21 protein-coding genes and 1 tRNA gene are annotated in these 23240 nt (G+C 54.6%); 12 read left to right on the top strand and 10 right to left on the bottom strand.

Annotated elements, in window-relative coordinates; translation table 11 throughout:
* Nucleotides 1–5 precede the first annotated feature (5 nt).
* Both B5F90_RS07615 and B5F90_RS07610 read left to right on the top strand, forming a co-directional pair.
* Complete coding sequence (locus B5F90_RS07615; protein WP_087362198.1) at nt 6–1940, top strand: DUF262 domain-containing protein; 1935 nt, start codon at nt 6–8, stop codon at nt 1938–1940.
* Nucleotides 1937–4504 carry a DUF262 domain-containing protein gene (locus tag B5F90_RS07610; RefSeq protein ID WP_087362197.1) on the top strand — a complete coding sequence of 856 codons (2568 nt, stop codon included), beginning with the start codon at nt 1937–1939 and terminating at the stop codon, nt 4502–4504. The genes B5F90_RS07615 and B5F90_RS07610 overlap by 4 nt, the downstream gene beginning before the upstream one ends.
* A gap of 362 nt (nt 4505–4866) precedes the next feature.
* On the opposite strand, the gene B5F90_RS07600 is transcribed toward B5F90_RS07610, so the two are convergent.
* The 3 genes from B5F90_RS07600 to B5F90_RS07590 all read right to left on the bottom strand — a co-directional run bounded on the left by B5F90_RS07600 (nt 4867) and on the right by B5F90_RS07590 (nt 6936).
* A complete protein-coding gene (locus B5F90_RS07600) occupies nt 4867–5358 on the bottom strand; it encodes a 3'-5' exonuclease (protein ID WP_087362195.1) in 492 nt (163 codons plus the stop codon).
* Between the two features lie 9 nt (nt 5359–5367).
* On the bottom strand, nt 5368–5703 hold the full coding sequence (locus B5F90_RS07595) for a hypothetical protein (protein WP_087362194.1): 336 nt from the start codon (nt 5701–5703) through the stop codon (nt 5368–5370).
* Between the two features lie 321 nt (nt 5704–6024).
* Complete coding sequence (locus B5F90_RS07590; RefSeq protein ID WP_087362240.1) at nt 6025–6936, bottom strand: DNA-processing protein DprA; 912 nt, start codon at nt 6934–6936, stop codon at nt 6025–6027.
* A 185-nt stretch (nt 6937–7121) separates the two neighbouring features.
* On the opposite strand from B5F90_RS07590, the gene B5F90_RS07585 reads away from it, so the two are divergent.
* Entirely contained in the window at nt 7122–7577 is a 456-nt protein-coding gene (locus tag B5F90_RS07585; protein ID WP_087362193.1) for a DUF6557 family protein, read from the top strand.
* Nucleotides 7578–7675: 98 nt separating this feature from the next.
* Complete coding sequence (locus tag B5F90_RS07580) at nt 7676–9019, top strand: DNA-processing protein DprA (RefSeq protein WP_087362192.1); 1344 nt, start codon at nt 7676–7678, stop codon at nt 9017–9019.
* Between the two features lie 122 nt (nt 9020–9141).
* Here the strand turns inward: B5F90_RS07580 and B5F90_RS07575 are convergent, their stop codons facing one another.
* The 3 genes from B5F90_RS07575 to B5F90_RS07565 all read right to left on the bottom strand — a co-directional run bounded on the left by B5F90_RS07575 (nt 9142) and on the right by B5F90_RS07565 (nt 12431).
* Nucleotides 9142–10284, bottom strand: coding sequence for an ATP-binding protein (locus tag B5F90_RS07575; RefSeq protein WP_087362191.1), 1143 nt, complete (start codon nt 10282–10284; stop codon nt 9142–9144).
* Nucleotides 10285–10758: 474 nt separating this feature from the next.
* Nucleotides 10759–11085, bottom strand: coding sequence for a hypothetical protein (locus B5F90_RS10995; RefSeq protein ID WP_087362190.1), 327 nt, complete (start codon nt 11083–11085; stop codon nt 10759–10761).
* A gap of 119 nt (nt 11086–11204) precedes the next feature.
* Nucleotides 11205–12431: a site-specific integrase gene (locus tag B5F90_RS07565; RefSeq protein ID WP_087362189.1), complete on the bottom strand. Its 1227-nt coding sequence runs from the start codon at nt 12429–12431 to the stop codon at nt 11205–11207.
* 155 nt (nt 12432–12586) lie between these two features.
* On the opposite strand from B5F90_RS07565, the gene B5F90_RS07560 reads away from it, so the two are divergent.
* Nucleotides 12587–12985 (top strand): DUF2958 domain-containing protein, encoded by a 399-nt coding sequence (locus B5F90_RS07560; RefSeq protein ID WP_087362188.1) that lies wholly within the window; start codon nt 12587–12589, stop codon nt 12983–12985.
* Between the two features lie 37 nt (nt 12986–13022).
* On the opposite strand, the gene B5F90_RS07555 is transcribed toward B5F90_RS07560, so the two are convergent.
* From B5F90_RS07555 to B5F90_RS07540, 4 genes are all read right to left on the bottom strand, one after another.
* Nucleotides 13023–13319, bottom strand: coding sequence for a helix-turn-helix domain-containing protein (locus B5F90_RS07555; RefSeq protein ID WP_087362187.1), 297 nt, complete (start codon nt 13317–13319; stop codon nt 13023–13025).
* A complete protein-coding gene (locus B5F90_RS07550) occupies nt 13319–13606 on the bottom strand; it encodes a helix-turn-helix domain-containing protein (protein ID WP_087362186.1) in 288 nt (95 codons plus the stop codon). Before B5F90_RS07550 ends, B5F90_RS07555 begins: the two co-directional genes overlap by 1 nt.
* Before the next feature lie 114 nt (nt 13607–13720).
* Nucleotides 13721–14938 (bottom strand): site-specific integrase, encoded by a 1218-nt coding sequence (locus B5F90_RS07545; protein ID WP_087362185.1) that lies wholly within the window; start codon nt 14936–14938, stop codon nt 13721–13723.
* Between the two features lie 247 nt (nt 14939–15185).
* Nucleotides 15186–15276, bottom strand: a tRNA-Ser gene (locus tag B5F90_RS07540).
* Nucleotides 15277–15560: 284 nt separating this feature from the next.
* On the opposite strand from B5F90_RS07540, the gene sufB reads away from it, so the two are divergent.
* The 7 genes from sufB (at nt 15561) to B5F90_RS07505 (ending at nt 23219) form a co-directional block, all read left to right on the top strand.
* Entirely contained in the window at nt 15561–17006 is a 1446-nt protein-coding gene (gene sufB / locus B5F90_RS07535; protein WP_087362184.1) for a Fe-S cluster assembly protein SufB, read from the top strand.
* Between the two features lie 112 nt (nt 17007–17118).
* Nucleotides 17119–17874: a Fe-S cluster assembly ATPase SufC gene (gene sufC / locus B5F90_RS07530; RefSeq protein WP_087362183.1), complete on the top strand. Its 756-nt coding sequence runs from the start codon at nt 17119–17121 to the stop codon at nt 17872–17874.
* Nucleotides 17871–18698, top strand: coding sequence for a SufD family Fe-S cluster assembly protein (locus B5F90_RS07525; protein ID WP_087362182.1), 828 nt, complete (start codon nt 17871–17873; stop codon nt 18696–18698). Before sufC ends, B5F90_RS07525 begins: the two co-directional genes overlap by 4 nt.
* 73 nt (nt 18699–18771) lie before the next feature.
* Entirely contained in the window at nt 18772–19989 is a 1218-nt protein-coding gene (locus B5F90_RS07520) for a SufS family cysteine desulfurase (RefSeq protein WP_087362181.1), read from the top strand.
* 252 nt (nt 19990–20241) lie between these two features.
* The gene (gene tmk, locus B5F90_RS07515) at nt 20242–20919 is read left to right on the top strand and encodes a dTMP kinase (RefSeq protein WP_087362180.1); all 678 of its coding nucleotides are present in this window, start codon (nt 20242–20244) and stop codon (nt 20917–20919) included.
* A 99-nt stretch (nt 20920–21018) separates the two neighbouring features.
* Nucleotides 21019–22128 (top strand): BT_3928 family protein, encoded by a 1110-nt coding sequence (locus B5F90_RS07510; RefSeq protein WP_087362179.1) that lies wholly within the window; start codon nt 21019–21021, stop codon nt 22126–22128.
* Nucleotides 22129–22187: 59 nt separating this feature from the next.
* Complete coding sequence (locus tag B5F90_RS07505) at nt 22188–23219, top strand: efflux RND transporter periplasmic adaptor subunit (protein ID WP_087362178.1); 1032 nt, start codon at nt 22188–22190, stop codon at nt 23217–23219.
* Nucleotides 23220–23240: the final 21 nt, after the last annotated feature.

Genomic DNA, 23240 nt, shown 5'->3' with positions numbered 1-23240 from the left:
CAGACATGAATACATTGGAGCTGAAATCCGTAGCCGAATTGCAAAATCTGGCATTTTACATTCCCGATTACCAGCGTGGATACCGTTGGACACGACGGCAAGTAGAAGATCTGCTGAATGACATTTTCGAGTTCAGCCAAAAAGAGAATGCCGGCATCTACTGCCTGCAACCTTTGGTGGTTATCAAAAGATCATCAGAGGAGCAACTGTTGGGCAGGGTGCACGCAGCCAAAGACCTGGATGAAGTAAAACGCATTTTGAACGGACAATGGGAAGTTGTAGACGGACAGCAACGTCTGACAACCATACGCCTGATTCTTGAGGTATTGGGTCAGTCTCGCTTTTATGATATTACATATCAGACAAGAAGGGATAGTGCTGAGTTTCTGAATGGAATCACAACGACAGAAGCAGAAAAAGAAGCAGAAAAAAACATCGACTTTTATCATATTTACGAGGCTTACAAAAAAATCGATGAATGGCTAAAGGAAATCGACGGAAAGCAAAAAGAGCGCTTTCAAAATGTTTTACTCCATCGAGTGAAATTTATTTGGTATGAAACCAAAGAGGATCCCAAAGAGGTATTCACCCGACTGAATATCGGAAAGATTTCATTGACCAACGCCGAGTTGATTAAGGCCCTGCTGTTAAACAAATCCAATTTTGGCAGCAGCGACGATGATAAAATCAGACTTTGGCAGCAGGAAATAGCCATGGAGTGGGACGTCATCGAATACGCGCTCCAGTCCAATGAGTTCTGGCTCTTTCTCAATGCCCCCGGCGATGAACGCCCCACGCGTATCGATTATGTTTTCGATATGATCTGCCGTTGCGACATGTTGGGATGCAAGGATGAGAAAGACACATCCGATGAATTCAGAACATTCCGCTATTTCTACCACTATCTTGCCGTGCAGAAGCAGAAAGAAATTTCGTTGGCACAAGCTGTCCGCACTATTTGGGAAAAAGTACGGGAAATATTCCAGACCTTGCAAGAGTGGTTCGACGACATGGAACTGTATCACTATGTCGGTTATCTGATATGTATGGGCAGAAGGGTTGATGAGATCTACAAACAATGGAACGACTCTGATAATAAATCCGGATTCATAGAAAAATACCTAACAGAAGAAATCAAGAAAACCATTCCATACAAGGATATAGAAAATACGGTTTACGAAGTCAAGCAGGAAGGCTCCCAATTTAAGGGTGGAAGCAAGACAAACTGTCGCCCCATCCTGTTGTTGCACAACCTTCAGACGGTCATCAATCAGAACAGGATATTGAGCGCCAATGCAAAGTACAAAAACGGAGTATTCTACAAGTTCCCATTCCATTTATACAAATTAGAAGGGTGGGATGTGGAGCACATCGATTCGAATACCGAAAATGGCTTGGACAATATTAAATCGCAGCGTGAATGGTTGCTCAACGCCTATTTTGGTCTTCAAGACAAGACCCTTCGAGACCAAATTCAAAAATTTTTCAAGCAATACGCAGGTAAAGCTTACGAACAAAGTGAGGATTCAGCCAAACAGACGGCACGCGATGAGGCATTTACTGAACTGAAACATCAAATAGAAGATGTCGGTGGCAATGACCGATTGAGCCAGAATGAAAAGAACAAAATATGGAATTTCACCCTGCTGGATTCATCGACCAATCGGAGTTACGGCAACGCCATTTTCCCGGCCAAACGCAGGATCATTATCGGCAAGGACCAAGGGAAAAAGTTCAATTCATCGACAATCGACGAGAATGGGCAAATTGTTCTCGGTTCAGCCGAAAATAGTCCCTCCGCGTTCATCCCACCCTGCACCAGATATGTATTCCTGAAATATTACAACACGGCCTCATTCGACCCCAATGTATGGGCCCGGAACGATGCCGAGGCCTACAAAGACAACATAATAGAGGTCCTTAAAAATTTTCTGTCATGAGCAAGAACAACGATAAGGTTTCATTCTGGAAACTTCTGAGCGAGAAAAAGATAATCATACCCATTATCCAACGCGATTATGCCCAGGGACGGGAAGGCCAGGAGTTTTTGCGCGAACGTTTTCTCGGGCAGTTGTTCGACGCCCTGAAGGACAACGCCAATCCTCTGGTGCTTGACTTCGTGTATGGCAGCGTGGAAAACAATACGCTCTATCCACTGGACGGCCAGCAACGTCTTACTACTCTATGGCTGCTTCACTGGTATCTGGCATTGTGCGCCGGAACGTTGTCTGAAGACAAGACGGTGCTTGAAAGATTTTCCTACGAGACGCGAATCTCTTCCAGAACATTCTGCCAGAAACTTTGCGGCGTCACCCAGTCCTATCAGCCGCAGACGCACGGTATAGCCACCTTTGTACGCAACCAAACCTGGTTCTACTCGGCCTACGAGCAGGATCCGACCATCCAGTCGATGCTGTGCATGCTGAATGGGACGAATATTTCGGACAGCAACAAGATGGATATTACCGACGGCATTGAAGAATACTGTATCAAAACAGGCCTTACAAAAGAAAAGGCTAAAGAGCTGCTGAAGCGATTAAAGGGAGAGGCTGCCCCCATCGATTTCTACCTGTTGAACATGGAAGACAAGAACATGCCGCTTGCCGACGATCTCTACATCAAGATGAACGCCCGTGGCAAAGTACTGACAGACTTCGAGAATTTCAAAGTAGACCTTCTGAAATACAAATTATCGGACCGGGACTACCTGATACCGGAAAACGATACCAGTGAAAACAGCTTCAGCCTGCTGCTTGATACCCGGTGGACAGACCTGTTCTGGCCATACCGTTCGGCCGAATATCATATTGACGAGATATACCTGAATTTCCTCAACCGTTTTTTCCTCAACTGGTACATCGCCCGCTGCAACACGGACGCCACACCAAAAGAGGTAACAGCCCGCGATTTCTACAAGCAACTGTCAGCAGCCATAAACGGTAAAAACAAGGACTACCGCTACCAGAGTATCTCCATCTACAATCAGGTGCTTACCCGTGAGTGTATCGCCTCACTTCAGACCTGCCTGAACCGCCTGTGCGACCTTTATCAGAATGCAGAAGGAGGAGATAACAAACAGAAACTACAGGCAATAGATGCACTTTTCATGCCATATTGGGAGGAATTTGCCGAGAATGGGGAGAGCGACAAGGCAAACAAAATCTTCAGCTTCATTCCCAGATATGCGACAGACGACAATACGAATACCCCGGTTCCAATCACCCTGAAGCAACAAGTCGTTTTTCATGCCATTTGCGTTTATCTTACCAACTGCAAGGAGGTCGAAACGGATAAATTGAAAGATTGGGTACATTTTGTCTGGAATATGGCAGAAAACAACTACATGGACAGTGAACAGAGTGTCGGTGCCATTCGGTTCTTCGACACGGAACTCAATAAACTACCGAAGATAGAGAATAACGAAGCTCCAGATCAAGCCTCCGATAACATTATCGATTATCTGGCCGGGATAGACGAGGGGCAGATAAAACAGATAAAAAAACTATTCGGCCGCAGGCAATTGCTCGAAGAAATCGCAAAAGCCAAACAAATTAAACAAGATCCCGACTGGAAAAATATAATTCATGAAGCCGAAAAGGCAGCCTTCTTCAAAGGGGCTATTGCCTTTCTGTTCAACAACGAAAAGGGCGAAACGGATTGGAACAATTTCGATACGAAATGGAGAACTGCCAAAAAACTGTTCGACAAAGGCGGAGTTAAGGCCGACAAGATCGTGTATGCCATGCAGACTCTATACAGCTACTGCAATGATTGGGACTCACAATTCAATAAGGATGCCAAAATATTCAACGGTAAAGCAAATACCTGGAAAGATCAGATTCTGACAAAGGTGGTTGGAGACAACAAATATGTATATGCAGAGCCGGTTCACCATCTGTTGATGGGAGAAGGCCATTCGACAGAGCGGAAGCTAGACAGACGGCTGCGGCTATTGTCCAGCGAATCCTTGATCAACCATCTTGTAAAGGATAACTCCCAAGGTCAGGATATGTACATACGATACCCTCATGATTCTTTATACTACTGTGGAAGGAAATACGGAGTCATGTTGAATTATGAAAAACGTGACCAATGTCTGAATGAATTGCTGAAAAACAATAAAATAGAACTTGTCACAGATTGGAACAAGAAGATAGACATAGAAAAGGACGAATATGGTGACAAAGATGTCGTATTCTGGGGCGATTTGAATATCCATTTTGTCTATCATACGAAGAACGGCCACTCTTTGCATCTGCAATGGTATCGAGGAGGTAGTTCGACAGAGTATGACATTTATCTGATGAACGAGGATTGGGAATACAAAGAACGCACTACACACATGGAAAAAGAACATGGTGATCGAAAGCGATTTTACTGTTTCAACTTCAACATTGACAAATCTTCCGGCAAATCGTTGGCAGACCAATTCTGCTCACAAGTAGAAACGGAATTTGCGGAATTTATAGAACAAGCATCCCATAAGAAGAATCCGGCTGAATAAGCCGGATTCTTCTTTGGTTACAACATGGTTACAAAGCCGGAGCATGCCGACCCTTTAGAGGACCATTCGGGTGTCGCGCACAATTAGTAGCTGTCATCGAGGAAATGCTATTGAACGATTGCCCGCAGTATTTACAGGTATATCGACTCTTCTCACTCCCTTCATAGAGTTTATGCCTGCCTTTTAATGGGCCGTTAGGATGTCGCGAACAGTTGGTTGCGGTCAGGGACGATACTGAGGAAAACTTTTGTCCACAGTATTCACAATAGAAGTTTGCCATGGGTTAGAGAATTAAATGGGTTAAACAATATAACGTTTTTCAGCCAAATGACATTTATATTATCCTGATATTTTCATATATTTCACAGAATTATTTTCGCTATTTCGGCACAAGCCAATGCATCGGCCAAGGCGTGATGGTGATTCTTCAGATCGAACCCGATGTGTCCGGCAACCGTATCCAGTCGGTGGTCAGGTAGTTCCGGAAATACTTTGCGCGATTGTCGGCACGTACAGAAAAATTCATAATCAGGATAAGGCATTCTGTAATATGCAAAAACACTCCGCAGACAACTTTCATCGAACGGACTGTTATGGGCTACCAACGGCAAACCCGTGAGAGCCGGGGCTATTTTCTGCCATACCACAGGAAAAGGATCGGCCTGGTCCGTATCGCGATGAGTCAAACCATGAATTTCCGTGGTCCAGTCGCAATAATAATTCGGGGCTGGGCGAATCAACTCATAAAACGTGTCCGATATCTTCTGATTTTTTACTATTACAATCCCAACGCTGCATACGCTTTCGCGGTGGCTGTTGGCCGTTTCAAAATCTATTGCCGCAAAATCATTCATGTTATTCCGTTATGATGGTTCTACCTCAAAAAGCATGTCTGTCGTGATTCGATCGGTTGTATCATCCGACTCGAAACCCCATATCAGATCTTCCGAGCAAAGGTCGCGTATGGTACTTAATATTTGTTGGATTTCATCCAGTGTAAACCCCGAAGCCGAGGTTATACGCACTGCCATACGCCCACAAGGCCTGATTTCTTGTTTGGCAAAATGTGTCCGGATTTCAGCACAGAGGTCAGTTCCCGTATCGGCAGACAATCTGCACACGGAAAACAATTTTGTGGTGCTTTCGCCCATCATTGTGAAAATATCCTCCAGATCTAAGGATATAACTGTCTGCTTCATTTCTTTTTTCCTGCAAATCTATCGATCGGATATGCCAAACGACAGCTCTGCAGATAAAAATAAATTCTTAATCATTCGGTTTTGTCCTTTCGATACCTGTGTCGCAATTCGGCATAAGTATATTTTATTTTTAAGAAACAAAAAGTCCATAGCCTGCGTTGTAATCCGGCATGGATGTTTCTGCTGAAACCCGGTCAGAAGAAAGAGGTTCATACCCTTGCATATTACCTGCCGGGGTCAGTCGCATTCAAGTTGAATAAGGTACTTCCTGGCAGGGATAATTTACCCGTACCATCCCTCTTCAAGTGTTTTCTGCTCCAGTTATTCCAACACAAGCATATTGCAGTCATCCAATGCAAGCCGCTGCCCCGGAATAATCGGAACCGCCCGGCCGCTGTCCAACAGATATTCATTTCCGGAGTTCCGTTCGTTCCACTCGGCGAACGACACCGCATAAATACTGCTCTCCCATCCGTCGTAGGAGTACTCGTTATATTCCTGGGCAAAATGCACGGCATACATGGTTCCGCTGACCACGGGACATTGGGCCACGATAACGGATTGGGTCAACACCACCTGCATCCGGCAACGGGCAACCAACCTCGTCGGGTTGGCTTTCACGCCGAAGGGATGCTCCGACAGAACAGCCCCTCCATTTGCCAGAATTTCGTCCTGCAAGGCCTTATTCGATTTGGGATAAACGATATCCAGACCCGACGCCACGATGGCAACCGTCTGTCCGCCCGCATCAAGGCAGCCGCGATGAGCGGCCGTATCGCACCCCTCGGCCAGTCCGCTGATAACGACATGTCCAGCACCACCTATTTGCTCGGCCATGCGGCTTGCCGCAGCCAGTCCATCCCTATCTGCAGCACGGGAGCCTATGATTATCACATTGTCTTCTCGGTTCAACAGTTCCCTATTTCCCAACACATGGATGAGAGGAGGTGCATCATTTCCCAAACCGCAGAAATGGCGCGGATATTCATCGGCATAATACGGAATGGTCTCGACGCCGGCTTTCGCCTGCCTTTCCAATATATATCGGGCCTTGTCCAATTCGCGGCGCGATTTTTGGGCAATCTCCCTCAAATAACCGTTTGTCTGAACATCTCCCGGCATTTGCTTCGGGATAGTTCCCTGCAATTGCAGAGCCAGCAATTCATCTACATGCGGCACGGATGCCAGCCACTCTGCCATTCGTTTCTTATGCTGCTCTTGCAGTTCATTCATCTTGTTTACCCGTTCATTCATTTTTCCAAATAATTTACGACTTCAAGACAAATGTATTTTTCACCTCTGCCAAATCAGAACACATCCGGTTATAATTCTATTTAGCCTTGATTTGGCATATCCTGCGGCGAACTTTGTGTTGCCGGTTGTCCTGCAAGACAACTTTTCATCGAATTCAAATAGGTATGACATTCCACAAACTACTCATGCAATACGATTTTGCTGAAATTTATCCGATATTTACCGCCTTGTGGCAAAACAATGAGCCCAAATCTGCCAGCCCTATCAACATGGACGGATGGAGAGAAACTTACTATAAGATTCGGAAGTTGAACGATAAACCGTCCGGTTATTACATCTGCCTGAATTGCCGTTGGGAAGGGTGCAACCCGATGGTTGACATGAACTGCCTCGTCTGTGATAAGGTAGACGACCGCCCGATCGGCCCTGTAGCGCTTCACACGTCGTGGCCCGAAATTTTGGGGATGGAGATTATCGTGGATGCCGATGTGCGGATTTCGCCGCAAGAACTGACGGCCGGACTTCTATGGGAGATTACCTACTACGGAGGTTCGGAGAAGATGGTAAAAGCCAACGTCAAGAAGCGGTTCTCTTGCAACGGATATTCCCTGCGCGATTGAACCTGCGAAAAATACAGGAAAATGCAAGAACCGGCCGCTTATGCTGCAATTCAGCATAAGCGGCTGTTATTTTTGTCGGAAACCAAAATTCAACACCTATGGCAAATAATAAAATCATTACGCTCGAACCTTCCGACCCGGGTTATCCGTGGATATTCCGTGCTATGGGCAAGGAGATGCCGCAGAAAATCTGGGCACAAGGAGATGTCGGGTTGTTGAAACATCCCCGGTTAGTGGCAGTAGCAGCCGCGCGAACGGACGATCAGAATGATTTCGTACGGATGTACGACATGGGCTTCAACTGTGTGGCGTACGACTATGTCATGGTCGGACTGGTTGCCGACATTGCTTTGCTTCGGGGCGCCACACTTCGCGGCAACAAGTGCATTGTCCTTCTTGCGTCCGGGTTGAATCGGATAGGTTCCATGACGAAACAATACCTTTGCGAGGATATTCTGAGCAATGGCGGCCTGTTGCTCTCCGTGCAGCCGCCGGAAGGGAAGTCCTCTCCGTCGCATACGAAGGCCTGCATCCGTTTGCAAGTCGCTTTGGCCAATCCGATTATCGTCATTCAACATACCCCGAGCAGCAATACGAGGTATGCAATGAAAATCGCCCGGAAATTCGGGAAAAGGCTTTTTACCTGTGGCAGCAACGATGGCCCGGCCTGCCAATCCCTGCTGACGGGCGGCGGTGCCGATGATATTTTTGATGCAACGGCACCCATGACGGCGGAGAATGAGCGTCGCCTGCTGCAGCTGGAGGAGGAGTGGCAGCGCATGCAGGCAGAGGAGCGGGCCAAAGAGATGGAAGAATGGGCCAGACATCCCGCCAGGGAGGGAATGTCCTATGCCTTCAGGGCTGCCAACAATATTCATTGGGATCGGACTGAAAATGCAAACGATATGCGTGACAAGTCTGCCGCTACGGAAGACCGCTCGGCAGAGGTTTTTGAAAAAGAGATGGAAGCCGAATATCAAGAATACAAGCTATGGTGCAGGCACGGCATGTCGAAGGACGACTGGTCGGCATTTCAAAATCTGGTCTATCGCCGGGAGATGGCCGCATGGCAAACTTTTGTTTTTAACGGTGGTCTCGGATCGGACTTCGACGGGGAATTTATTTTCCCCATTCTCCAGTTTAAGATCGACCGGATGGCCGATTACTGGCGCCACTTCTCGCACTGCATGAATGGCGACTATGTCCTTTCCCAGTTGGAACTGGCAAGCCGGCTGCTGCAGATCATTATCAAAGAAGGGAATGAAGGCGAGGATATGGAACGCTTACCGGCCCGTGTCAACCTCCGCAATAAGGAACGTTTCAAAGTCCGACACCACGGAGGAGGGTTCTACTTGGGGGAAGAACAGGAGGTCCGTTTCAATAAGGCCTTCTGCATCCTCTTCCGGCTGCTGCAGGACAATATCCTCTGCTGGTGGGACTGATCCTCAGGAAATACCAGAGCACATTTTCAGTTAGTTTAAAGCAAAAGCCGCACGACATGGCGGCTTTTGTAACATGACCCAAGCAATTACCAGCCTGCGCAGCTGATTCCAACCGGCAATATTTAATGCCCCCATACTCCGTGCAACTCCCGCTTCAGCCACTCTTTCATTACCGGATCGGGAATTACCACCTGGCGTTTCTCGACCTCGATAAGCTCTTTCTTGACCAACGCCCGCTTTACAATGCTGACATTGGCCGACGAGCCGAGCTGGTATTTCTGCAAAACCTCCTGCGTGGTAAACCCACTGTGAACCCCATCTATGACAGCTCGCAGGAAATTCATCTGATAGGTAGTAAGGCTTTCGGTCTGCTTCTCGAACAACGGCGTGTTCTGGTCGATAATATCCTGACAGGCTGCCTCGAAATCCTGCTCCGTTGCGACTTTGTCAGTATGAATCCATACCAACCATGCCAACTGCTGTACATACGAAGAGTGATTATCTACTATTTGACATATTTTTCCTGCCAGTTCTCTTGAAATCTGCTTGCCCGTGGCCTCGAAACGTCCGCAGATGTAATCGATCCAATCCGGCGTGGCGATCTTCTGCAAATAGATGGCATCGCCGAACTTGTAAAACGGCAGGCTCTTTTTCTCGAACAGTTCGTTCATCAGATGTTTCTTGCTGCCGAACAAACAATAAGAGACCGATTTCTGCAACTGCCATACGGAACGCAGCCGCTTCTGGAAGGTCTTGGAATCCTTGAACTCGGCGATCTGCTGAAATTCGTCGATGCAGATGACGATATTATAACCTTTTTTCTGCGCTATCTTTTCGGGAAGCTGCAGGATTTCGTCGATGTCGCTGCTCTTGGGATTCAGTTCAAGCGATATGGAAAAATCCGTCATCGGATCTGTGCCCATTGAGATTTTGGGACTGATACGGGAAAGAAACAGTTTGATATTCTCCAGCCATTCATCCACCTTCGAAGAGGTCTGTTTGAGAACGGCGGACGCAAAAGCATCGTAAAAATCCCGGTCGCTGCGACACGAGAAAATGTCGATATAAACGATTTTCAAATTATCGGACTGTGCCAGGCGAGACACCTTCTGCACCAAAGAAGTTTTACCCCAGCGACGGGGTGAAATCAGCACGGTATTTACACCATGCCGGAAATTCAACAGCAGGCGTTCTGTTTCTTTCTCCCGGTCGGTAAAGTTATCGCCTGAGGTCGCAACGCCGAATATAAAAGGTTTGTTCTCCATATATGCGCAAGAGTTATACAGCACAAATATAAGTAATATTTTTATTACTAACAACGCTATTACTAATACGGGTATTATAACCGTTTTTAAGACATAACTCGCATTGGCTACCTCATTCGAACTTTCGTGTCATAATAGGATGTCCGATGAAAAAGGATGACGACAGCATTATCGAACGGGAAACCTACTGGAAACGGGTTCTGTTGTCGCATACGCACGGGTACAATAGGAATTGACTTCTGGCATGATACTGTTCGCAAGATTCCGACGTTGAAACGCGAAAGAACTTTGCCGAACCGTACTTTCTATTTAAAGGAAGTTACGCAACTTCGTAACAAACACCCGACACTCTTTTTGTACAATAGCAAAACAACTGTCGGAACAAGTCTTGACCATTATGGCTATTTTTTACGTTGGGAAGCCGGGCTATCAGTATAGCCCGGCTTCCACGTTCAGATAAATATTCTTGTTCTCTCAGCTCGCGGTTTGTCCGAATCGTTCCGCCCCGGAATTATATACAAGAATCACGGAGGGTTCTTTGGGTTTGCCTTGACGGTAATGTTCGCTCAGAGTATGCACTACCCATTCCCTGAAAGCCTTTGCCCGGTAGGTTCCGGTGCGGAAACTCATGTAGATGATCGATTCGAGCCCATACAGCGTCCCGAAGCCGCTCTGACCGTTCCAGGAAGGATGGGTTACGTCCCGCTCACGCAACATACCGCTTTTGAACACGGTTCTCAGATTATTGCGGACGGCGGCCTCGTACACGCCGAACAACCGTGCGATTTGGCTCTGTGTCATCCAGACATTGCCATCGACCAGTCGGACTGCAACCGTACAAGGCCCCTAGTCGTTATCGGTTATCTCAATAGAACCGAGATCTTCTATCTGTTTCTTCATAGTCAGTTCTCTTTATCGGATTATGCTATTGGGAATTTTTCTGCAATCTTTTGGCTTAGGGCGTCCATGTCACGACCGATCTTGTCGTTGGTGATTTTGGCGTAGATCTGGGTGGTGGTGATGTGTTTGTGTCCGAGCATCTTGCTGACCGTCTCCAGCGGAACACCCTGCGAGAGGGTGACCGTGGTCGAGAAGGTATGCCTTGCTTCATGCATCGTCGGATTGAATGACAACCCGGCATGGCGTGCCACATGTCGTAGGGACATATTCATGGATTTACGACTTTTGACCGGAAACACGCAGCCTCCCGGCAAGTGCAAGTGTCTGTACCTCTCAACGAGCCGTTTGGCCACCGGCAGCAGCTTGACCCGAAACTGCGTTCCCGTTTTCTGGCGATGGTCCACGATCCACAGATCACCCTGTTCATCCGTGTGAATATCGTCATTAGTGAGTTTCTTTACATCGGCATAAGCAAGCCCCGTGAAGCAGCAAAACACGAATATGTCCCGGACGATGGCCGTCTTGTAATTGGGGACATAGACATTCATCACGGCCTGCAGTTCCGATTCGGAAAGGAAACGCCGGTCGCGGTAGGTGACGTTGATATGGAATCCGGCAAACGGATCGGAGGTGATCCAGCCGTTCTTGAAAGCGGTGTAGGTCATCAGCTTCAGTTTTTTGACCGGAGTATGGATACTGCCGGGAAGCATATGACGAACAGCCGAAAGGTAAACTACATACTTTTCGATAAATTCACGCTTCAACTCCCGGAAAGGGACATCCTCCAGCTTGTATTCGTATTGCAGGAATGCGCCAAGATAACGGCGGGCACGGGTATAGTTCACGAGGGTTCCCTTTGCCCGGTCTTTGCCGACGCGCTTCTCGGCGAACTCTTTCAGGTAGTCGTCGAAGGTTTGTAACAGGAGTTGATATCCGTCCCCGAAACCCAGCCAGGCATTCCTGACCTTCTCGGCCGTGACGTAAGAATCCCGGTCGCAGATACGCTGGTACTGCTTGCCGATGTTGGTCTTGATGTTTTCCAGTTTCTCGTTGATACGCTGGGCTACGACGCTTTTGCCCGATGCTTTGTTGGCTTTGGTGTCCCACAGTTTGGGAGGGACAGACAGTTTGCAACTGAACTGCGAGATGGTTCCGTTGATGGTGATGCGCCCCATGATGGGTGCTTTGCCGTTCTGTTCGGCCTGTCGTTTCAGATAGAACAGAACCTTGAAAGTGCTTCTTGCCATAACTCTAAAAACTTTACTGTTAATACGTTCGTTAGAGTTATTTGTTGTTGTGAAATCTGGCGCAAGAAACTGAAAAACAAACCATTAAAAACGAAGTCCGGAAAAAGCTGCGGTAACGATCTAGTAACGCAACTCTTTCCGAACTTTGCCTCCTCATGCGGCTGAACCGCTCTTTTACCTCCGAAACAAACTCGTCAAAACACTATCTCCGTGCGTTTTATACGTTATTGCTCCTGTCATGTCTTTTTAAGGACGATCCCATCGGGTCCCAGGACGGAAAAGGGCTCTATGCCGAAGTCCTTGTCAAATACTTTAACCCCTGCGGCAGCGGGACGTGGCTCATCACCGAGGCCGAACGCGAAGGCGACGACTGGCGCCTCTACGGATATTGCCACATTTTCGAGTGGGAGTGGGGGTATCTGCTCCTCTCGGAGCTGGAGTCGCTGCGGCTGCCCTTCGGACTAAGCGTTGAACGCGACCTTTATACCGGCGGGAAATACCTCCGCGATTTTCTCTCCGAAGAGGAGATCCGACAGTTGGAGGCGTTGGGCTGAAAAAACAGGAGCAACGGGTTGCCCGTTGCTCCTTGTCTTATCGCTGAATCGGTTTGACGAGATTCTTTTCGAGAATCTTCGCAATCTCGGACATCGGGTAGAGGAACTTTCCGCCGAGGGTCGTGTAGGGGATAATCCGCTCGTCGCGGTAGGTCTGCAGCGACCGTTGGCTCAATCCGAAGAGGTTCCGCACCTCCTCGCTGGTGAGGTAGCTCTCCGCATTAAGATGTGAGGGCAGGGTCTCGATCATCGCCTCGATCCGGTCGAGTGCCGCCAGTGCCTTCTCCTGAAGCTCCCTGTACTCCGGAGATCTCCGCGTAACCCACTCTTCCATTATGCTCGGGATTTGACCAGATTGGCATCGAGTATGCGTTGGATGTCGCTCTCTCGGAAATAGACCTTGTTGCCGATCATCGAGTAGGGGATCTTCCGCTGCCGCCGGTAGTATTGCAGTACCCGTTTCGAGACGCGCAGCATGCCGCATACCTCCTCCTGGGTCAGCCAGCCTCCGGGTTTGCGGGGCATGGTCTTCGTGGCCAGATGGGCCGTCCGGCTCTGAATCCGGTTGACGATTGCCTTCAACTCCTCGAAGGCGGCCGCCTCAATCAGTTTGCATTCCATAGTACACCTTATTATTTACGGGGCTCCGATTCCCGAAACCCGCCCGCAAAATAGGGCGGAATTCCGGAAAAGGTGCCGGGTGTCCTTTACAGACCTCGCATGTCCGACATCGGGCTACAACGCCATGTTTTCGGCGACGGCCTCCATGTCGCGCATGATTGACGAGTCGAGGACCTTCGCATAGCGGCGCGTCATGTTGACGTTGGCATGGCCGAGCATCTTGGCGACGTTGTCGATCGTGGCGCCGCTGGCCAGCGTCAGGGTTGCAAACGTATGGCGCGCGCAATGCGTCGAAAGATTCTTGCGGATGCCGCAGATGTCGGCCAGCTCCTTCAAGTAGGAGTTCATCTTCTGGTTGCTGCATACGGGAAGTAAAACACCGTGTGTCTGGCAGTAGGGGTGGTCCCTGTAGCGGTCGATAATCTTTTGTGCCTCGTCAAGCAGCGGGATGTTGCACATGTTTTTGGTCTTCTGTCGCGCCTTGCGAATCCAGATTTTGCCGTGGATGTCCGCCACCAGATGCTCGGGCCTGAGCTGTTGAACGTCCGTAAAGGCCAGCCCCGTCAGACAACAGAAACAGAAGATGTCGCGGACCTGAGCCAGCCGGGTGATGGTAATCTCCTTGTTGAGCATGGCTTTCAGCTCCTGTTTCTCAAGAAACTCGCGTTCGACCGGCTCGAAATGAAAGTGAACCTGGGCAAAGGGGTCCTTCTTCATCCAGCCTTTGGCCAGTGCAATGCGGATAATCTTTTTGAAGTTCAGCAGGTACTTGGTGGTCGTGTTGTGGCAGCACCGCCGGACGGTCTTGAGAAAAAATTCGAAGTCCTCGATAAACTGATTCGTGACCTCATCCAGATAGCAGTCCTCTTTCTTATAGTTCTTTTGCAGGAACTCCTCGGTCAACCGCAGCGTGGTTTCGTAGCGAATCACCGTTGCCGGAGCGAGACTGATGCCCGACAGCGCCCTGCACTTTTCGTTGTGGGCGCGGAAGACCTCCATCAGCGTGTGACGGTCCGACTGCTCCTTGCCCAGATAGCGATTCAGAATGATTTGGGCGGATACCTCTTTCTTGTCGAGCTCAAGGTCCCTTTGAATCCGCAGAATGTTGGCGGAAATGGCGTCCAGGTACAGGTTCAAATCCTTTCCGCCGCGGCTTTTTTCGTTGGCTTTTCCTTTTGCCGAGTTCCAGGCGTGCGGCTCGATGAAGCGCTTGATTGAGGCGTCAGCGCGTTCTCCGTTGATTGTCAGACGCATAAACACGGGAGCCTCACCTCGTTTGTTGGTCTTGTCCCGCCGAATGTAAAACAACAGTCCGAATGTTGTCCTTTCCATAAGTACACCGAATTAAGGGTTACAAAATTAGTTTCCCAAGTGTCTCATGTCAAGAGGAAGACCGCTGCAAACAGGTGCAAACCAAACTGTTACGAGTAATTCGGTGTACTTTTTCGGCCCGGAAAAAGGTACACCGAATAGGCCACAGGTAACCCGCTTTCCGATGCCTTTTTCTGCATTCCGGCCCAAATAAAAAACCATGTAAATTCGTGATTTACAGGGTTTTGCAATCTTTTGCGTTGCTTCTTGGCGGAGAGTGGGGGATTCGAACCCCCGGTACAGTAATCCCGTACGGCAGTTTAGCAAACTGCTGGTTTCAGCCACTCACCCAACTCTCCGGGCAGCTGAAACGTCGTTTCCGAACGTTAAGCGGGGACAAAAGTAAGTCAAAATTGGCGAAGTACCAAATAAAACCGGGATAAATTTTGTTTTCCGCTCCGGGGCTCGGCGCCCGTGCCGTCCGGCCGGGGCGGAAAACGGGCGTGCGAGGCGTCTCTGGCGGGCCTGCTCCGCAGTCTGCGGCCCTGCGTCTGTGAGATTTCTCGTTGCGGAATCATTATTGCAGGGAGCGCTGTTGAATTATCGACGGATTTTTGTACCTTTGTCCGATATTTTGCAGACAATGGCAGAGAACGAAAAAGAGATACTGGAAAACCTCGGGGAGCAGGAGTACAAGTACGGCTTCACCTCCGACATCGAGACCGAAACCATCGGCAAGGGCCTCTCGGAGGAGGTCGTGCGGCTGATTTCGGCCAAGAAGGGCGAACCCGAGTGGATGACCGAGCGCCGCGTGAAGGCCTACCGCCACTGGCTGACGCTCGACCCCCCGACGTGGGCCCACCTGACGATTCCCGAAATCGACTTTCAGGACGTGATTTACTATGCGGCCCCCAAACCGCAGAAGAAGCTGGGCTCGATGGATGAAGTCGACCCCGAACTCAAGCGGACCTTCGACCGCCTGGGCATTCCCCTCGAGGAGCAGATGGCGCTGGCCGGAGTGGCTGTCGACGCCGTGATGGACTCCGTCTCGGTGAAGACCACCTTCAAGCAGACGCTCGCCGAGCGGGGCATCATCTTCTGCTCGATGGCCGAGGCCGTGCGCGACTACCCGGAGCTGGTGAAGAAGTATCTGGGCAGCGTGGTCCCCTATACCGACAACTTCTATGCGGCGCTCAACGCCGCCGTCTTCTCCGACGGCTCGTTCTGCTACATCCCCAAGGGTGTGCGCTGTCCGATGGAGCTGTCGACCTACTTCCGCATCAACGCTGCCGGCACGGGGCAGTTCGAGCGGACGCTCATCGTCGCCGACGAGGGGGCCTATGTGAGCTATCTGGAGGGTTGCACCGCACCGCGGCGCGACGAGAACCAGCTGCATGCCGCCGTGGTTGAGATTGTCGTCGAGCGCGACGCCGAGGTGAAGTACTCGACCGTGCAGAACTGGTACCCGGGCGACCGCGAGGGGCGGGGCGGCATCTACAACTTCGTCACCAAGCGCGGCCTCTGCCGCGAAAACGCCCGCCTGTCGTGGACGCAGGTCGAGACCGGCTCGGCCATCACGTGGAAGTATCCGAGCTGCGTGCTGGCGGGCGACAACTCGGTGGGCGAGTTCTACTCGGTGGCCATGACGAACAACTACCAGCAGGCCGACACCGGCACGAAGATGATACACGTGGGGCGCAACACGCGCAGCCGCATCGTCTCGAAGGGTATCTCGGCGGGCCTCAGCCAGAACTCCTACCGGGGTCTGGTCCGTGTGGCCCGGGGTGCAGAGAACGCCCGCAACTATTCGCAGTGCGACTCGCTGCTCATCGGCGACCGCTGCGGCGCGCACACCTTCCCCGTAATCGACGTGCGCAACCGCTCGGCGGTGGTCGAACACGAGGCCACGACCTCGAAGATTTCCGACGACCAGCTCTTCTACTGCAACCAGCGCGGTCTGTCGACCGAGGATGCCGTGGGGCTGATTGTCAACGGCTATGCCAAGGAGGTGCTGGCCAAGCTCCCGATGGAGTTCGCCGTCGAGGCGCAGAAGCTGCTGGCGCTCAGCCTTGAAAATACGGTGGGGTAGCCCCCGCCCGCCCGGCTGCGGACGGAAAGGCGGCCGCGCCTGCGATGCGGCGAGGTGCCTCCTTCGGCCCGCGGGCCGGAAATGTGAAACAGAAAAAACGGACAGAAAAGATATGTTAAGCGTAAAAAATCTGCATGCCTCCGTCGAAGGCAAGGAGATTCTCAAGGGAATCGACCTCGAGGTCAAGGCGGGCGAGGTGCATGCCATCATGGGACCCAACGGCTCAGGCAAGTCGACGCTCGCGTCGGTGCTCGCGGGCAACGAGAAGTTCACCGTCACGGCCGGTTCGGCCACCTTCATGGGGCACGACCTGCTCTCGATGCCCATCGAGGAGCGCGCCCGTCTGGGGCTCTTCCTCGGATTCCAGTACCCGGTCGAGATTCCGGGCGTCTCGATGGCCAACTTCATGAAGCTGGCCGTCAACGAGCAGCGCCGTTACCGCGGTGAGGAGCCCCTTACGGCGGCCGAGTTCATGCGCCTGATGCGCGAGAAGAGCGCCGTGGTCGAGCTCGACGCGAAGCTCACGGCCCGCTCGGTCAACGAGGGTTTCTCGGGCGGCGAGAAGAAGAAGAACGAGATTTTCCAGATGGCGATGCTCGACCCCAAGCTGGCGATTCTCGACGAGACGGACTCGGGCCTCGACATCGACGCCCTGCGCATCGTCGCCACGGGCGTTACGCGGCTCCATACGCCGCAGAATGCGACGGTGGTCATCACCCACTACCAGCGCCTGCTGGACTACATCGTCCCCGACGTGGTGCATGTCCTCTACCGGGGCCGCATCATCTACTCGGGTGACAAGACGCTGGCCCTCAAGCTCGAAAAGGAGGGATACGACTGGCTTATCAACGATTACGCGGAGGAATGATACGGCTCGATGAACTTTTGTGCGGCGGGGCCTTCCGCCTCTTCGAGGGCGAGCGGCTCGACATCCGTCACACGGAGCCGGCGCCCCTGGTGGCGGCCGGCGCCCCGAAGCTGAGCGTCGTGGTTGCACCCGACGCCGCGGCGTCGCTCGTGCTGCTCTACGACCGGCCGCTCGAGGCCTCGGTCGAGGTCGAGCTCGGGCGCGATGCGCACCTGGAGCTGTGCGTGCTCTTTACGGCCGAGGCCTTCGTCGAGGTGGAGGTGCGGCAGCAGGGGCGGAGCGAGTGTCACCTGACGACGCTCCAGCTCGCGGGGTCGAACCTCGTCTGCCGCGTCGGGCTGCAGGAGCCCGGTGCGTCGAATACGCTCCACGGGGCCTTCCTGGCCGGTGCGGGCGAGCACTGCGTGGCCGACATCCGCATCGACCATGCGGTGAGCGATTGCCGCAGCGAGTCGTGCGTCAAGGGGGTTGCCTCGGGCGACGGCGTGGGTGAATTCCGGGGGCTGGTCTACGTGGCGGCAGACGCGCAGCGCACCGATGCGCGGCAGACGAGCCGCAACGTCGTGCTGGGCGACGAGGCCCGCATCACGACGCGTCCCCAGCTGGAGATTTATGCCGACGACGTGAAGTGCTCGCACGGCGCGACGGTCGGACAGATGGACGAGGATGCGCTGCTCTACATGCGGCAGCGCGGTCTGAGCGAGGCGCAGGCCCGGGCGCTGCTGATGGAGGGCTTCGTGGCCGACGTGGTGCGCCGCTGCGGCGTGGAGCAGCTCCACGAGGTGCTCATGCGCGGCGTGGGCGAGAAGCTCGAACGGATGTGATGGCGCGGCGCGCGGCGCGGATGAGGAGCATGTGCGGCGCCGCGGCAGCCGGTGGAAAGTGAAAGGAGATACTATGTTAGAGGTTGAAAAGATACGCGGGGAGTTCCCCATTCTCGAACGCCGGGTCTACGACCGGCCGCTGGTCTATCTCGACAACGGCGCAACGGCGCAGAAGCCCCGCTGTGTGATTGATACGGTCGACTACCTGCACCGGGAGCTGAACGCCAACATCCATCGCGGCGTGCACTTCCTCTCGGAAGAGGCGACCGAACGCTACGAGCAGGCGCGGCAGCGCATTGCCGGCTTCATCGGAGCGGCCGAAAAGGAGGAGGTCGTCTTCACGGCCGGAGCCACCGCTTCGCTCAATACGGTGGCCTACGCCTGGGGCGGCCGCTTCGTGCACGAGGGTGACAACATCGTCATCAGCGAGATGGAGCACCACTCGAATCTGGTGCCGTGGCAGATGCTCGCCGAGCGGTGCGGCGCCGAAATCCGCGTGCTGCCCTTCGACGACGAGGGGCGGCTGATGACCGAGCGGCTCGCGGGGCTGCTCGACCGGCGGACGAAGGTGGTGGCCGTGACGCAGGCCTCCAATACGCTCGGCACGCGCCCCGAGCTGCGGCCCATCATCGATGCGGCCCATGCGGTGGGCGCCGTGGCGGTGGTGGACGGCTGCCAGGGCGTGGTGCACGGCGGTGTCGACGTGCAGGCGCTCGACTGCGACTTCTACGCCTTCTCGGGCCACAAGCTCTACGGCCCGACGGGCATCGGCGTGCTCTACGGCAAGCGGGCGCTGCTCGAGGCGATGCCCCCCTTCCTCGGGGGCGGCGACATGGTCGACCGCGTCTCGTTCGCCCGGACGACCTATGCCCCCGTGCCGCTCAAGTTCGAGGCCGGCACGGCCAACTTCGTCGGAGCCATCGCACTGGGCGAGGCGGTGAAGTTCGTGCAGCAGTTTGCCCCGGCCGACATCGAGGCCCACGAGGCGGAGCTGCTGCGCCGCGCCACGGAGCGCCTCTCGGCCATCGAGGGGCTGCGCATCTACGGCACGACGGCCGACAAGTGCGCCCTCGTCTCGTTCAACGTCGAGGGGGCTCATCCCTACGACATGGGGATGATTCTCGACAAGCTCGGCATCGCCGTCCGTACGGGACAGCACTGCGCCGAGCCGGTGATGACCCACTACGGGGTGACGGGCATGTGCCGTGCGTCGTTCGCCCTCTACAATACGCTCGCCGAGGCCGACGCGCTGGCCGACGGCGTAGCCCGTGCCGTGCGGATGCTGCGTTGAGCTGCCGGGGGGGAGCTGAGCGGCGTGCCGATGCTGCTGCGGGCGGATGTTGTGCCGAGTTGCGGGCGGATGCCAGGCCGAGTTGCGGGCGGATGCCAGGCCGAGTTGCGGCGGATGTTGAGCCGATGTTGCGGCGGGCGGGCCGCCGTACGGAGAGCAGGCTGCGGCATCTGCGGCTTAGCGGAATCCGGACACTGGCTGCCGCGGCGGCTGCGGCCGGGCGGCGGAACCCTGATAATAAATGAACCGACCATGTTAATCGTACTCGAAGGTTTGGACGGCGCCGGGAAATCGACCCAGGTAGCCCTGCTGCGCCAGCTCTTTGCCGAGCGCGGCGTGGAGAGCCGTTACGTGCACTTCCCGCGCTTCGATGCGCCTGTCTACGGCGAACTCATCGCCCGCTTCCTGCGCGGCGAATTCGGCGGCGTGGAGGCGGTGGACCCCTATCTGGTGGCGCTCCTCTTTGCGGGCGACCGCGCCGAGGCGGCACCCCAAATCCGGGAGTGGCTCGCCGCCGGCGATGCCGTCATCTTCGACCGCTACGTCTACTCGAACATCGCCTACCAGTGCGCCAAGCTGCCCGAGGGGGAGCCGCGCCGGAGGCTGGCCCGGTGGATTCTCAGCCTGGAGTTCGAACACAACCGTCTGCCGCGTCCCGACCTCTCGCTCTTCCTCGACGTCCCCTTCGCCTTCACCGAAGAGCGTCTCCGCTCGGCGCGCGAGGGCGACGACCGCGCCTATCTGCACGGTGCGGCCGACATCCACGAATCGTCGCTCGCGCTGCAGCGCACCGTGCGCGACGTCTACCTCGAGGCGGCGGCCGGCGATGCGACGCTGCGCATCGTCGACTGCGGCGACGGCGAGGGGCGCATGGCTTCGCCCGAGACCATCGCCCGCCGCATCCGCACCCTTGTCGAACTGCTGCTCTGACCCGCTTCCGCAACGAAAACCTCCGCAACGAAAACCTCCGCCCAAACACCCTCCCGACCCGCTCGATACCCTCACGACCCTCCAACCCCCGCTCCCGCAATGAGAAGCTCCCGCATCTTCAAAATCATCGCCAACATCTGTCGGCTCATCCTCGCCTGCACGTTCATCCTCTCGGGCTTCACCAAGGTGGTCGACCCGTGGGGCACGGCCCTCAAGGTGAACGAATACCTCACCATCTACGGCATGGAGTTCCTCCAGCCGGCAAGCATGGCCTTCTCCATCTGGCTGTGCGGCGCCGAGCTGATGATGGGCTGCATGCTGCTCTTCAAGGTCCGCATCCGCCTCATCTCGATTTTCGCCCTCGCCTCGATGCTCTTCTTCACGGTGCTCACGCTGCTCAGCGCCACGGTCATCCCGGTCGAGGACTGCGGCTGCTTCGGCGACGCCATCCGCCTCACGCCGTGGGAGACCTTCCTCAAGAACCTCGTCCTGCTGCCGATGGCCGTGGTGGTGTGGTGGCGCTACCGCCCCGACAAGGTCTTCGCCTTCAAGCCCGTCGAGATTGTGCTCACCTGCCTCTTCTTCTTCCTGTCGATGGCGCTGGGCACCTACTGCTACCGCCACCTGCCGCTGGTGGACTTCCTCCCCTACAAGGTGGGGGTCAACATCTGGCAGGAGATGCACGCCTCCGAGGCCGAGGCGGGCGAGGTGGAGACGGTGCTCGTCTACCGCAACCTCGAAACGGGCCGCCTGCGCGAATTTTCGCTCGAGGATACCGAGTGGCAGGATACCACCCGGTGGGAGTGGGTCGATACGCGGACCGAGAGCGACTCGTCGCCCGTGCGCCCCATCATCGGGGAGTTCGCCCTGCACGATGCCGAGGGCGACGCGACCGAAGAGCTGCTGACGGCCCCCGGGCGCGTGTGGTTCCTCTGCGTCACCTCGTTCGAGCGGATGCCCCGCGGCTGCGCCCGGCGTTTGGACCGGCTGGTCGGGCAGGCGCTGGCGGCCGGCGAGCGGGTCGTATGCCTCACGCCCGAACCCCTCGACGGGGTGACGTGGCATGCCTTCGGAACGGCGGGCGAGGTGCGCTGCTACAACATCGACGCCTCGACGATGAAGACCATGCTGCGCGCCGACAACGGCGTGGTGGAGCTCGTCGACGGGGTCATCCGCGCTAAAAGGAACTGTCGGGATGTTCGTCCGTAAGGGCGGGCGCGGCGACACGGTATGAAAGTTGATTCCGGAGAACCGGAATCAACTTTTTTATGCGTTCACTGCTCCTCCTCTGCTTCGTGCCGCTGCTGGGCGGCTGCCGCGGCGGCGACGTCCCCGCGGCCGATGCCGTGCGTCCGGTCAAGACCGAGACGGCAAGTGATGCGGCCTTCATCGACCGCGATTTCGTCGGTCTGGCCACCCCCGACGATGCCGTCAATCTGGCCTTCAAGCTCTCGGGACAGCTCCTTGCGGTCCCCGTGGCGCAGGGGCAGGAGGTGCGGCGCGGCGAGCTGCTTGCCGAGCTGGACCCGCGCGACGTGAGGCTGCAGGTCGATGCCGGCCGCTCGGCCTTCGAGCAGGCGCGCTCCAACCTGCAGCGCATCGGGCGGCTGCTCGAACACGGCGCCGTCTCGCAGCAGGAGTACGAGGCCGCGCAGACCAACTACGTGCAGGTGAAGTCCTCGTACGACAACATGCTCGACCTGTTGGGCGAGACGCGTCTGCGCGCGCCCTTCAACAGCGTCGTCGAGGCGGTCTACGTCGATACCTACCAGCGCGTGCAGGCCGGCGAAACGGTCCTCCGTCTGGTGGGGCCCCGCACCACGACCGTCAAGTTCACCCTCCCCGAATCGGGGCTGCGGCTGCTGGCCTCGCCCCGGACGAGCTTCTACGTCGAATTCGACAACTACCGCGGCGTGAAGTTCCCCGCGCGGCTCAAGGAGTACGCCAAGACCTCGTCCGACGCCTCGGGATTTCCCGTCTCGCTGCGTCTGGACGACTCGCTGACGCAGCGCTGGCCCGTCTCGCCCGGCATGTCGTGCACCATCACCCTGCGGAGCGCCGACCCGGTGACCGACGCCGTCTCGCTGCCGCTCACGGCCGTTTGTGCCCCGGCCCAGGGGGGCGAATATGTCTGGGTGGTGGGGCCGGGCGATACGGTCCGCCGCCACCGCGTGCGTCTGGGCGAGCTCTACGGACGCGACCGGGTGATTGTCGACAGCGGCGTGATGCCCGGCCAGCGGGTCGTCGTGGCGGGGGTCTACCGCCTGCAGGAGGGCGACCGCGTGCGGATACTGGATTGAGCCGGCCCTCCTCTTCGAAAT

Origin of the sequence: Alistipes sp. An31A, assembly GCF_002159425.1 — a bacterium.
Lineage (GTDB): Bacteria > Bacteroidota > Bacteroidia > Bacteroidales > Rikenellaceae > Alistipes > Alistipes excrementigallinarum.
This window is presented reverse-complemented; position numbering and strand designations above follow the sequence as displayed.

Coding starts and splice junctions, on each gene's coding strand:
- B5F90_RS07595 (WP_087362194.1), bottom strand. CDS start 5,703: ATGAAGCAGACAGTTATATCCTTAGATCTGGAGGATATTTTCACAATG.
- B5F90_RS07575 (WP_087362191.1), bottom strand. CDS start 10,284: ATGGAGAACAAACCTTTTATATTCGGCGTTGCGACCTCAGGCGATAAC.
- B5F90_RS07560 (WP_087362188.1), top strand. CDS start 12,587: ATGCGGCTGAACCGCTCTTTTACCTCCGAAACAAACTCGTCAAAACAC.
- sufB (WP_087362184.1), top strand. CDS start 15,561: ATGGCAGAGAACGAAAAAGAGATACTGGAAAACCTCGGGGAGCAGGAG.
- B5F90_RS07590 (WP_087362240.1), bottom strand. CDS start 6,936: ATGAATGAACTGCAAGAGCAGCATAAGAAACGAATGGCAGAGTGGCTG.
- B5F90_RS07550 (WP_087362186.1), bottom strand. CDS start 13,606: ATGGAATGCAAACTGATTGAGGCGGCCGCCTTCGAGGAGTTGAAGGCA.
- B5F90_RS07520 (WP_087362181.1), top strand. CDS start 18,772: ATGTTAGAGGTTGAAAAGATACGCGGGGAGTTCCCCATTCTCGAACGC.
- B5F90_RS07600 (WP_087362195.1), bottom strand. CDS start 5,358: ATGAATGATTTTGCGGCAATAGATTTTGAAACGGCCAACAGCCACCGC.
- B5F90_RS07565 (WP_087362189.1), bottom strand. CDS start 12,431: ATGGCAAGAAGCACTTTCAAGGTTCTGTTCTATCTGAAACGACAGGCC.
- B5F90_RS07615 (WP_087362198.1), top strand. CDS start 6: ATGAATACATTGGAGCTGAAATCCGTAGCCGAATTGCAAAATCTGGCA.
- sufC (WP_087362183.1), top strand. CDS start 17,119: ATGTTAAGCGTAAAAAATCTGCATGCCTCCGTCGAAGGCAAGGAGATT.
- B5F90_RS07510 (WP_087362179.1), top strand. CDS start 21,019: ATGAGAAGCTCCCGCATCTTCAAAATCATCGCCAACATCTGTCGGCTC.
- tmk (WP_087362180.1), top strand. CDS start 20,242: ATGTTAATCGTACTCGAAGGTTTGGACGGCGCCGGGAAATCGACCCAG.
- B5F90_RS07580 (WP_087362192.1), top strand. CDS start 7,676: ATGGCAAATAATAAAATCATTACGCTCGAACCTTCCGACCCGGGTTAT.
- B5F90_RS07585 (WP_087362193.1), top strand. CDS start 7,122: ATGACATTCCACAAACTACTCATGCAATACGATTTTGCTGAAATTTAT.
- B5F90_RS10995 (WP_087362190.1), bottom strand. CDS start 11,085: ATGACACAGAGCCAAATCGCACGGTTGTTCGGCGTGTACGAGGCCGCC.
- B5F90_RS07545 (WP_087362185.1), bottom strand. CDS start 14,938: ATGGAAAGGACAACATTCGGACTGTTGTTTTACATTCGGCGGGACAAG.
- B5F90_RS07525 (WP_087362182.1), top strand. CDS start 17,871: ATGATACGGCTCGATGAACTTTTGTGCGGCGGGGCCTTCCGCCTCTTC.
- B5F90_RS07555 (WP_087362187.1), bottom strand. CDS start 13,319: ATGGAAGAGTGGGTTACGCGGAGATCTCCGGAGTACAGGGAGCTTCAG.
- B5F90_RS07610 (WP_087362197.1), top strand. CDS start 1,937: ATGAGCAAGAACAACGATAAGGTTTCATTCTGGAAACTTCTGAGCGAG.
- B5F90_RS07505 (WP_087362178.1), top strand. CDS start 22,188: ATGCGTTCACTGCTCCTCCTCTGCTTCGTGCCGCTGCTGGGCGGCTGC.